The sequence below is a fragment of the Candidatus Eremiobacterota bacterium genome, assembly GCA_031082125.1.
Taxonomy (GTDB): Bacteria; Vulcanimicrobiota; CADAWZ01; order CADAWZ01; family Ess09-12; genus Ess09-12.
This window is the reverse complement of sequence record JAVHLM010000003.1, coordinates 355,061-365,891: the sequence shown is the minus strand read 5'-3', so window position 1 is coordinate 365,891 and position 10,831 is coordinate 355,061. Positions and strand designations below refer to the sequence as shown.

8 protein-coding genes and 1 tRNA gene are annotated in these 10,831 nt (G+C 52.4%); 5 read left to right on the top strand and 4 right to left on the bottom strand.

Features of this window, described 5'->3' with window-relative positions:
• Positions 1–19: 19 nt before the first annotated feature.
• A complete protein-coding gene (locus tag RDV48_05690; GenBank protein ID MDQ7822268.1) occupies positions 20–1,912 on the bottom strand; it encodes a hypothetical protein in 1,893 nt (630 codons plus the stop codon).
• Positions 1,913–2,348: 436 nt separating this feature from the next.
• Between RDV48_05690 and RDV48_05685 the strand changes: the two genes are divergently transcribed.
• From RDV48_05685 to RDV48_05675, 3 genes are all read left to right on the top strand, one after another.
• Positions 2,349–2,420 (top strand) — tRNA-Thr (locus RDV48_05685).
• Between the two features lie 255 nt (positions 2,421–2,675).
• Positions 2,676–3,149, top strand: a complete 474-nt coding sequence (locus RDV48_05680; protein ID MDQ7822267.1) for a type II secretion system protein — start codon at positions 2,676–2,678, stop codon at positions 3,147–3,149.
• A 5-nt stretch (positions 3,150–3,154) separates the two neighbouring features.
• Positions 3,155–3,862, top strand: a complete 708-nt coding sequence (locus tag RDV48_05675; protein ID MDQ7822266.1) for a prepilin-type N-terminal cleavage/methylation domain-containing protein — start codon at positions 3,155–3,157, stop codon at positions 3,860–3,862.
• Between the two features lie 5 nt (positions 3,863–3,867).
• Here the strand turns inward: RDV48_05675 and RDV48_05670 are convergent, their stop codons facing one another.
• Entirely contained in the window at positions 3,868–4,926 is a 1,059-nt protein-coding gene (locus RDV48_05670; GenBank protein ID MDQ7822265.1) for a FecR domain-containing protein, read from the bottom strand.
• A gap of 471 nt (positions 4,927–5,397) precedes the next feature.
• Here RDV48_05670 and RDV48_05665 point away from each other — a divergent pair, with 471 nt between their 5' ends.
• Positions 5,398–5,571 carry a hypothetical protein gene (locus RDV48_05665; protein ID MDQ7822264.1) on the top strand — a complete coding sequence of 58 codons (174 nt, stop codon included), beginning with the start codon at positions 5,398–5,400 and terminating at the stop codon, positions 5,569–5,571.
• Between the two features lie 426 nt (positions 5,572–5,997).
• A complete protein-coding gene (locus RDV48_05660; GenBank protein MDQ7822263.1) occupies positions 5,998–6,582 on the top strand; it encodes a sigma-70 family RNA polymerase sigma factor in 585 nt (194 codons plus the stop codon).
• Here the strand turns inward: RDV48_05660 and RDV48_05655 are convergent.
• Together RDV48_05655 and RDV48_05650 are read right to left on the bottom strand one after the other, a co-directional pair.
• Complete coding sequence (locus RDV48_05655) at positions 6,579–7,913, bottom strand: hypothetical protein (protein ID MDQ7822262.1); 1,335 nt, start codon at positions 7,911–7,913, stop codon at positions 6,579–6,581. The genes RDV48_05660 and RDV48_05655 overlap by 4 nt on opposite strands.
• A 354-nt stretch (positions 7,914–8,267) precedes the next feature.
• A complete protein-coding gene (locus RDV48_05650; GenBank protein MDQ7822261.1) occupies positions 8,268–10,571 on the bottom strand; it encodes a hypothetical protein in 2,304 nt (767 codons plus the stop codon).
• Positions 10,572–10,831: the final 260 nt, after the last annotated feature.

Below are 10,831 nucleotides of genomic sequence, written 5' to 3'. Positions count from 1 at the left end.
CAGGTGGGATTCGCACCCACTATACAACACGACCTTGCTCGGCCGCACCGCACATTTGGACTGCGGCGTCCAAACCCTTATCCCCACAGGGTTCTGTGGCATTAGAGAGTGCAAGGGAAACCCTCTTGACGGACCTCCCCGTGACGGCCACCTCGAAGGCCTCGGGAGCGATGTCCCACTTTTTGTGGACCGCTCTTTTGGCAAAGCGGAGGAACCCCTCGACGGCCTGGATGAAGGTGGCCACAGGGACCTGCTGGGCGTAGGAGAGCCATGCCCCCTGGACGCGGGTCCCCTCAATGAAGACCTTGGAGAGCAGGCGCGCCTGCTCGGGGGTGAGCTTCCCCTCCTGCACGAGGTCGAGCATATCGGGATACTCGAGATACCACCTTTCTATTTTGATGAGAGAATAGGCAGTGCTGCGGGACATCCCGAGGCGCTCCCTGGTGTAGTGCCCGAGGGAGAGGAAGAGCATGTCTTTGTAGAGGCCGAAATTGTTGAGGGTCCGAAGGAGGCGCCCCTGGTAGAAGGAGAGGGAGTGGCGCAGCGACGCCATCTTCTGGAGGCGGGCGACCGTTTCGAAGGGATCGGCGGGAGGGCGCACCAGGGTGCCGTCTGGGGTGACGGCGGTATCGGCATCGGACCTGTGGCGTGCGAAAGCTTGAAACTCCGACGGAAGCTCCACCGTGACGGGCTTCCAGGGCAGGAACTCCCAGAGATGAGAGACTTCCTCGAGGTCCTTGTGGACCTGCCTGGCCAGCTCTTTTTCCTGCTCGCCGAAGGAGGCCTCGTCATCGAGGGAGCCGATTGCCCCTGCAAGGGCACCCACGAGAAGGGCTTTCTCCTCGATGGCGGGATCGGCGCTGTTCTCCCTTGTATCGGAAGCATCAGAGCCATCGTGAGAGTGTGCCCCCTCACCGTGGTTGGCGCAGTCGCCATGGGAGTCATTCCCCTGCAGGCGGCAGAGAGAAGCTCCCGCGGCCTCCCAAGCCCCCGGCCTCCCTATCCCGGAATCCTCCGGTGCCTGCACCGTGGTGCCAGGATGCCCGATACCCCCGAGCGGCGCCGAAGCGGCGAACTCCGCAAGAAGGGCCTCCACGAACGACTCCGAAGGGAGCTCCGCCTCCTCGATTCTGTGGAAGATCTCGAGGGCCCTGTCCCATTTCGCGGCAACGGCAAAAGGAACCCGCACGTTCACGGCGAGGCTCCCTGTGACCTCTTCGTCGTCATCCCCGGCGACGAATGCGTTGATGCCGCTCCCCCCGGGGCCGCCTTCAGCTTCCCCCGAAGCATCTGCGCTGGCCTTCCCGGCTCCCGATTTAAAACGCTTCACCTCCTCTTCCAGTTCTCTTATGGTGGACTGCATGGCTTTTGAAAGCCACTCCGCCTCGGTCTCAGGAGTGACGACCCGGAAAAGATACCGCAGCGCGCTCTTCCGGAGGTGCCCCTCTTCAAGAGCCTCCCTGATGAGGGGGAGCTTTTGAAGCTCCAGGGCATTTCGCATCAGCTCATAGCAGCTCCTGGAAGAGATCCCCAGCTCCTCGCGGACAAAATTGCCAATACGCACATAGCCGAGCTTCTCGAGCTTCCCATCAAGGGAGAGAAGTGCCTCCCCGATGAGAAGGTCGAGCCTGACCCCGGCATGAGAGAGGCACCAGAGGTTCCAGTCAAGGACCTCCCCGGTGAGATCGCGAAAAATATGGCGACAGTTCGCACGCGAGAGCACTTCATCGGCGCCGTACGTGACGAGGGGGAGGCCGGGGGCAGCCTTGAAAACCTGCCCGCCCCCCATGGTGGCCTCATAGCCGGGATACTCGCGGATCACCGCGGACATAGGCTTCCCAGCCTTGGTGGTCCGAACGGCCTCCCGGTGCGGGACCTCTCTTCTGAGGTGAGAGCCGGCCTGTGTGTTCACGATGTTCCTCCTTTCATAAGCGGCCATGCTCAAGATACTCGTGTATCCCTAATACTATTATACAAAATTACATTGAGAAAGTCAAAATTGCAGATCGCAAATAATGATGTTGCTATTGGGTTTTAAAGCCATCACCACATGGCCTGTAGATGCATGGAAAGGCCTGTTTTGCGATTTTTCTCCTCAGAAGCCCTGAAAGCCCCTCCAATGAAGAGAAAGAGCCTCCTGTGGCAGGGCGCAGAGGATGTGTTGACCAAAGATGGTGACAGAAAAATAATTTCAGGCCTCCACAGCTCTGTGAAATAATGGAGAAGATGCATTCCGCGGTTCTTCTGCGGATTGTGGGAAGACATTGGATAACTCCCCGAGAAAGTGATCCGAAAAAGAGCGCAGTTCTTGACCTCCATGGGCAAAAATGCTATAATAGCGGACATAAGCCGACGTAGCTCAGGGGTAGAGCAGCTGATTTGTAATCAGCCGGTCGTCCGTTCAAATCGGATCGTCGGCTTCTTTGTTTTCCCGTGGTGATGAGGAAATTGCAGTTTTTCTATGTGTCACGGAACGAACAATTCGACATAAAAAGAGTGTTTTGAGAACAACTAGTCCCGATGGTGCTGCGCGGCCTGCTGCAGGCCCTGGGCAGCGCTCTTGGGTCACCCACAACTGTTGGATGAAGATCAGGAATGATTCCCGATCTTTCTTTTTGTGCTCACCTCATGGTAAAATATACAGGACATAAGTCACTTTTTTCAAGGAGTTTCCAGTGGGAAGGCACAAGGGTTTTACCCTGGCAGAGATCATAGTGGGCTTTGCCCTTATTGTTATTATCTTCTTAAGCATCCTCACCATTATTCCTTTCAGCAACGACTATATCAACCGCCAGAAATATAAACAGATCGCCATAAACCTTGCAAGAGAGAAACTGGAGTCCATAAAGGATATAGATTATTACAATATTGCACTTGGCGAGTACACTCCCCTCATTGATGAAAGCTCAGGAGCCCTCATCAGTGCACCGGCCACTGCAATCAACACTGATATGACCGAATTTCCTCCCCCTCCATACCCTTCTGAGAACATAGATGGAAAAACTTACTTTTATTCTGTAAAGGTAGTTGACCGGTCTGCTTCTCAAAAAATGCTCAAGGACATCACGGTAGTCGTCTCATACTGGGAAAAGACCAGCTTGCAGAATATCTCCCTGGAGACTTATATCTTCGGGATTCAGGCACCTTAAACGCGATGAACAGGAATGGAAGAGAGAGTATCTTCTCTGCGCTGCCTGCTCACAGGAGGCACAGGGAAGGCTTTACCCTGAGCGAGGTGATAGTGAGCACAGCCCTCACGGCGATGATGCTTCTCTTCATATATGCCACCCTTCTTATGATCATGCGGTGGTGGAACATGGGCACAGGTATGATCCATATTCAGCAGAGCGCCTCTGTGGCGGTGGTAAAGCTCGCTTCACAGCTCAAGTGCTCGGCAATAGGCACCATTACTACCGTAGAGGGCGGGGCAGGAGACGCTGATTTCCTCATGGCATTTGCGAGCCCCCAGGATGATCGGGGTGAGGCCCACTATGATCACTCATCAGGACGGCCTCTCTGGCAGAAATATGTCGTGTACGCCCTTGTTCGTGATGCTGAAAATCCGTCCCTTTACCGTCTTATGGGCCGCGATTATTACCCCTCCTATACCATAACAGGCGCCCTCTCTCAAGATAATCTAAAGTTCTACTATACCACACTTCCCCCCGAATCGACTTGCTGGACACTTGCCGACAGGGTGGCAAATCTCAACGTGGATGTCGGCATTCCTCTGGACAACGTAAGTGTTCCGCGGCATACTGTGACAGTTTCCCTCACTACCAGTGAGGAAGTCAAGGATATATACGGCAAAACCACTGTCCAGAAAATTGAGGTAAGAACAAAAGTTGTCCTCCGAAACTGAGGGGATTACCTGAGGGAGTCAGGAAGTATCACCTCATAGCTGCTCCTGGTATAGGTGGTTACCCGGCAATCCCTGGGGAGGACGGAAAGCACAGTCTTTATCTCTCCTCTTCCTGTTATGGCGGCGATCTCACCTGTTCCCTCTCTGGTGGCCACAAAGAGGCCATTTTCGTCTATGGTGCCGATATCACCTCTCACCACCCAGCGCAGAGAGATTCCTTCAAGCTTCTTATCAACTTCAAACCGCACCATATCACCAAGTTTCAGCAGGAGTCCGGCTTTCTCGGGGTCAGGCGCGGCAGATGCGGATATTGTCGGTGAGGGAGATGGCATGAGAGATGCTGCAGGTCTCACGGTGACACCATCTTTGCCGGTCACAAGGCTCTTGTTCCAGCAAGTCCACTCGGTGTCCCCTCCTTCGCTCTTTCTGGGTTGAAAGAGCGATCCGCCCGTCACAGAGGATATCTCATAGCCGGGCTCGAGCTGCACCTTTGTGTCCGGCCTCTGGCTATCCACCACTTCCAGGGTCCCCCTGTAGGCATTCACCTCAGTAGCTCCCCTCCTGCAGTGAACCTGATACTCGGTCCCCACAGGGGTTACTGTCAAATCTCTTGTGCGGCAGGAGAGGAAAACCTTTTTTACAGAGCTTTTTTCATCATTGATCCATACCGCACCTGTCAGGAGATTCCCTGTGAACTGTCGGAGAGCGCCTTTCCTCTTTCCCTCAGATTCCAGACGATACACTGAATTGTCCCCGATGCGCAGATCGGCCAGCACATCACTGGAGGAACCTTCCTTCACCACTATGACCGCTCTTGATTTATCTCTGGTGGTGAGAGTGTCACCCTGAGAAATCCTCATGGAGGGAGTCAATGGACTTACCTTTCCTGTGCTGCGGTTTTTTACCGTAGCACTCCCCTCGCAGTAGGCCACATAGAAATCAACTTTACTGTCTTGCTTCACGACAGTAGCAACCGCGATAACTAGAATTACCATTCCTGCAAGCACCCAGGCCACCCTTCTGGTTCCCAGGAGCGACCCGAACACTGCTTCAAGGATACTCAAGAAGGACCTCTTCTGCTCCAGAATTCCTTCATTCCTCATCCGGGCCATGAGCCTATTGACAAAATACTCATCAGGCTTGTATCTCGGAACATTCTTGAGGCCCCGAGCGATGAGCATGACTTTTTCATATTCCCTTCTGCAGGCCGGGCACTCATTGCAATGAGAATCAATAGCCGCTCTCAGAGAGGTTGCCACATCTCCATCGGCATACATAAAGAGCTTTTCCTGAACTTCTTCACATTTCATAGCTTTACATTATATTCCCTTATATTTTCAACATCTCGGTATTATTGCCTTCTCTGCACCTACTTTCATCATTTCATTAGACTTTCACTTTTCCAATTTGTCACACCTGATGTTCACAAATTGTTAATCTTTTATTAACAGAACTGTTACAATCAGGCTGTGATAAAGAGGTGCTCCCCCCGGTCTAATTTCACAGAAAAGGGAAAATACGAGGAGGTTCGGCTTATGCAACTCACCACTTACAGAGATTTTCACCGGGAAGAGGAAGGGCAGTCTCTGAGAGAGACACTGTGTCTGACATTCTCGTATATAGTCAAAACGGCAACAGCTGTTTTGATAAAACCACTGCCGGGGAGCGAGGAAAAAGATGCGCCCGGTAGAGCATACCAGAACATATGAAATACCAAGGTTTTGCGCTCCCAATAATTTTAGAAAGGAGGCGGTGGCACTTATCAGGAAAGCTCTATCCCCCAAGCCCCAAGCAAAGATTCTTCTCTTACCATCATTATTCACAAGGAGGCGGTGGCACTTATAAGGAAAGCTTTATCCCCCAAGCCCCAAGCAAAGATTCTTCTCTCTCTATCATTATTAATAAGGAGGCGGTAGGCACGTAACTGAAATATTCATTCCTACATTGACATGGTAACCTTCCTTGCACAAGGGAGGTTTTTTTTTGCCTGAAGCCCTTTCATTGACAAGAGGTACCATCAGAAGGAAAAAACCAGCCAACCTAAAATAGTGCATACTTGTACTCAGGAGCATTACCAGCACCATCATTACACATCCTTTACCGCGAGCTCAGGTCAAAGAAATGGGGAGAACGGGATGCCATCTTCTCCAGACACTGAAGAGTCAAGACTTCTCGAGAGAGTCAAAAAAGGAGAGCCCGGAGCCTTCGAGAGTCTTATCACCACCTATCAGGAATCGGTATTTAATTCTATTTATCACATACTGCAGAATGTACCTGATATTGATGATATAGCGCAGGAGGTATTCATCAGGATTTACCGTTCTATCGGGAGCTTCAGGGGCGACAGCGCGCTCTCCACATGGATTTACCGGATTACCGTGAACTGCTGCAAGGACCGGATTGCCCATATGCAGAAAGAGCGAACGGAATCTCTTGTGATCATGTCAGAAGAAGGTGAAAAACCGAGGGAAATCCCCGATCACACCGCCGATCCTCAGAAAGTCTACTCTGAAAAAGAGTTCGCGGCATATCTCAAATCCGCCATCAGGAGCCTTCCGGAGAATTACAGAATAGCCCTCACCCTTCGAGAGTTCGAAGATCTCCCCTACGAAGAGATAGGAAAAGTGCTCAATACCACTCCCAACGCTTCCAAAAACCTGGTCTACCGCGCAAAGATGAAGCTCAAGGAGCTTCTCGATACTTTTTTCAAAACCGCTTAAAACTCGTTCCAGAAGGCTATGGTATAGGCAAACTTCTGCGAGTTGAGAAATTTCAGCCTGGTGATGCAGTCTGGGTCAAAGAAAAAATGAGTCTCATTATTGGTAAAGAAGTTCCCGCTTGTGGAACAAAGCCCATGGGGATCAGAAGCACTGGTGGCTATGAGGAGACCTTTATACACTATTGATTGACGTGAAAGCTCAGGTAGCTCATCGGGGCTCCGAATGATCGCGTTTCCATGGGTGTATACAAGACCGTTGAAAAAACTGAATTTTTCTGTGCCAAGAGAAGGCTCATAGGTAAGAATGGCCATATCGTCATGGCTGTAGATGGCAATGTCGCTTGCATCAATTTCGGCTTCACTGGAGCCGTAAATCGTGGTTTTTCCTCCCGAGTAGATCTCAAAACTGCCTTTAAAACTCCCGGTCACCGTGAGGTTCCCTCTGGCCAGAAACTCAATGTCTTTGGCGGGAGGTGTCACATCAGAGGTGATAAGGAGTCTTTGATAGTTTTGTATGGCGCTTGTCGTGAGCCTGAGGGAGAGATCTCCGCCTGATTTCAGATTTTTTTTGCACGTAAGCACGCATCCCGGAGACTGCTTTGACAGAACCCACCCCCATTGGTGAAGTGTCGCACTTGAAACAGGTCCGTCCTTATTGAAAACCACAGGGGAGCCTCCTGCTATATCAAAAATATACTGATCCGCCGGTATATCCACATAATGTGATATGCCGCCTTCGGAAAATTTGTTCTGAATGACATTCTCTATGTCTATGATGGGTATGTTGATTGGAAAGGTAAGCTCCTGGGTCCCCCCTTCAGGGACAATCTGGGGAACATGGACAGAACCGCAGGCGCTCACCTTCCCCTTGATGTTCCCTGAGCCTGTGATGGTGATCGCGTTGTTCAGTTCCTCTTCTTTACTTTTAGGGTTGTATGCACGACTGTTGGAATGGATACTCACCGGCAGAGAATCAACGAGGGATGATGCGTATACATTGTTGTTGATAGTTATCTTGCCGCTGGTGAGCAGGGCTGTATCAATCATTTTTAACAGCACTTCCACCCTTCTCTCTATCCCTCTCTCTTTCCCTATGCTGACAAGTTGACAGGAATAGGGAGGCACTGAGCTCGGCCCGCGCCAGCCATCTACAGGGCTGGGATTGAAAAAGTTGTTCACCGAGTAACAGCAGATGGACCTGTCATTGAAATCTTCTTTGTTGAAAGAAATAAAATAGGTACTCTCGCCAGAGGGAAGCTTCTCGTAAAGAGGAGGGGGAGCAGAAGGACCTGTGCCCCAGTTGGGATCCTCCTCCAGTTTGTACATCGCCATTGCTATCCCAGCTTCTGCACTGTTCAAGGCAGCAATGCGGTCTCTTAAGGAAGAAGTAAAATTTGCGTTCACGCTCACGAAGGTCAGCAGAGAGAGCGAGAGTCCCAGTATTAAAATGCCTACCAGAAGGATCAGAATGAGCAAGATACCCTTCATTGAGGACTTTCTGAAACGGCAATGAAGCACAGAACATCTTCCTTTGTAGAACATCATATCAAGGAGAGAACACCTTCCCTTGATGAGATTGTACCAAAAAGGAGCATCTTATTCAAGCCCTCTTGGAGTACAGAAGAGAAAGAGCAGGCTGTTCGATGGGCATTGCAGGCCTCTCATAACCGACTTCTGCTGCAATCATCAGACTCTCATCAGCTTTTCCAGAAGGCCTGTCATCGGGGACTTGGCTTCCTGGCCGGCATCAGCTTTTCCAGGGCCTTCAACCATAGCATCATCATATCCTATCCCTGCCACTTCTCCTCCCGGCTCATCATCCATTCCGGCATCCCCGGCTACCCCTGTTTCTCCAGCGCCTCCAGTGAGCCCTTCACTGCTTCCAGCGCTGCCGCCCGTGGTGTTGAAGCTGCCGAGGTTCACTGTGATCTCGTCATCGGTCTCTTCAATGGTGGCCTTTTTCGCCCGGCCGCTCTGCTGTGGGCCTTCAGCATCAGCAGCATCCTGACCGGCCTCTCCATCGATGCCCTTTGCTGCAGCATCCTGGTTGAGGAGCTCCGCCATATCCCTCATTCCGTCATCATCGCCCTTTTTCTGCTGCTGAGCCTGCAAGGGTGGCTGTATTCCCTGCTGTCCCGGCATGCTCTGCGCGGGCATCCCTGCGAGAAGCCCTGAAGCCTGTCCCTGGCCGGCAGGTTGTGCCGCTGTCTGCTGTGTCGCGCCTGCAGGCTGTGCTCCACGCGCAGCCGCTGAAGACTGCGGCGCGATAAGTCCCGGCATCGCCACGCTGAAGTCTCCCGCGGCGGCTCTCCTGGCCATATTCTGTATATTATTCCGGGTGCTGTTCTGCTGACCCGGGTTCATCACCTGCTGCTGCAGCAGGATATTGGAATTCTTTCCCCCCATAGCTTCCCTCTGTTTTTTCTGATCTTCAGAAGTCCTGGCTTTCTGTGCCTCTGGTGATATCTGAGGCAATTGCAGGCCTTTGCCCTTGTCACCACTGCCATTCCCCTGGTTACTGCCGCAATCCTGTCCTTGAGCTCCGCCTTGTGCGGGCCTGCAATTCTGCTCGCCAGTTTCTCCGCCTTCGCCGCTTTTCTTTCCAGCCTGATCGGCCTTCTGGGCAGCTTCCTGCAGCCTGTTCTCATTATCGGCTGCAGTTTCTGCGTTCCTGGCATTGTCATTTGCCGCCTTATTGCTGGCCGCCTGGTCCTGTCCGCCCTGCCTGGCCTCCTGGGCCTTGTCCTGTATCCCGTTATTGGTCTCAGCAAGATCCTGCTTGCCCTGATCCATGCCCTTTTTACCCTGATCGGCAAGCTGTTTGCCCTCTTCTGCCGTCTGTGTGCCCTCTTCTTCCTGCTCTTTGCCCTTTTCTTCCTGCTCTCTGCCCTGGGCTTCTTTCTGCTTGCCAAGCTGTTCAGTCTGCTTACCCAGCTGTTCCATTGTTTTGCCCATCTGTTCTACCTGTTTGCCACTTTCTTCCTGCTGCTTGCCCTGCTGCTCCTGTGCTTTACCTGCCTGCTCCTGTGCCTTGCCTGCCTGCTCCTGCGCTATTCCGGCCGCTTTTACACCCTCGCCTGCAGACACCATGGCAGCTCCTGCCGCTGCAGTGAATGGATTGCTCATCATTGCCTGGCCAGTCTGGATCTGGGCTTCACCTGCCTGCTGCTGTGCTTTACCTGACTGCTGCTGTGCCTGTCCTGCCTGCTGCAGGGCCTTGCCTGTCTGCTGCAGGATCTTGCCTGCCTGCTGCAGGGCCTTGCCTGTTATCTGCTGTGCCTTGCCTGTCTGCTGCAGGCCCTTGCCATGGGTCTGCTTCTGCTTGCCCTGTGTCTGCTCCTGCTTGCCCTGTGTCTGCTCCTGCTTGCCTTCCTGCTGCTGGACTTTGCCCTGATCCTCCTGGGCTTTGCCTTCATCCATATTCTGCCTGCCCTGGTCAATCTGATCCTGATTCTTGGGCTTTTCCTCGTTTTGAAGCTCGTTCCTCTCCTGGTTGGCAGCATCCTTCTGTCTGCCTGCATCATCGGCCTGGCCCTTGTTCTGCTGGCTGTCCTGGGTCTCGCCGTCCTTGAGGTCTTTCTGCTTGTCAGCTTCATTCTGGAATTGCTGCTTCGATTCCGGGCCTTTTTTGCCTTTTATCTGCTCGCCGCCCTGGCCGGGAGAAGATTCCTTTGATGCAGCAGTGCCCTGGTTCTGGCCGGTGCCATGGTTCTTTCCGGTTTCACCGCCCTGGCCAAGGTCGCCGCCTTTTCCGCCTTGCCCGAGCTTCCCAAGAAGCTGGTTCAGCGTCTTCATACCTGTATCTATTCCCTGGTGTGCAGCCTGTGCCCCGATTGCCTTAGCCATGGGATTATTGGTTTTAGCGTTATTGCCAGTATTCTGGATATTCTGGCTCTGCTGCGGTGGATTGGCACCAGCCAGGCTCATCGACAGATTTTCCCGCTCTTCCTTGAGCTCAGGTGAGGCATTGAATCTATCCTGCAAGGTCAATGGCATTCCCTGCAATGATGTGGACTGCTGCCCTTCCTTTCCCTGCATACCGGTCATATCCGCTGCAGGCATCCCCTGCGACAATGTGGGATTCTGACCTAAAGCATTTATCTCCACCATATGGCACCTCCCAATTTTTCTTTGCAGGATCGAATACTGATATTTCTTTTACTTTATCTTCCTTTCAAATTGGACAGCAATGAGTCTCCTTTTGTCACAGCCGGATTGTAACAGTCATGTTGATAAAAGATAAACATTTT

Bases quoted from the DNA above. Each gene is read 5' to 3' on its own strand.
- RDV48_05675 (MDQ7822266.1), top strand. From the start codon at position 3,155: ATGAACAGGAATGGAAGAGAGAGTATCTTCTCTGCGCTGCCTGCTCAC.
- RDV48_05665 (MDQ7822264.1), top strand. From the start codon at position 5,398: ATGCAACTCACCACTTACAGAGATTTTCACCGGGAAGAGGAAGGGCAG.
- RDV48_05660 (MDQ7822263.1), top strand. From the start codon at position 5,998: ATGCCATCTTCTCCAGACACTGAAGAGTCAAGACTTCTCGAGAGAGTC.
- RDV48_05655 (MDQ7822262.1), bottom strand. From the start codon at position 7,913: ATGGCGATGTACAAACTGGAGGAGGATCCCAACTGGGGCACAGGTCCT.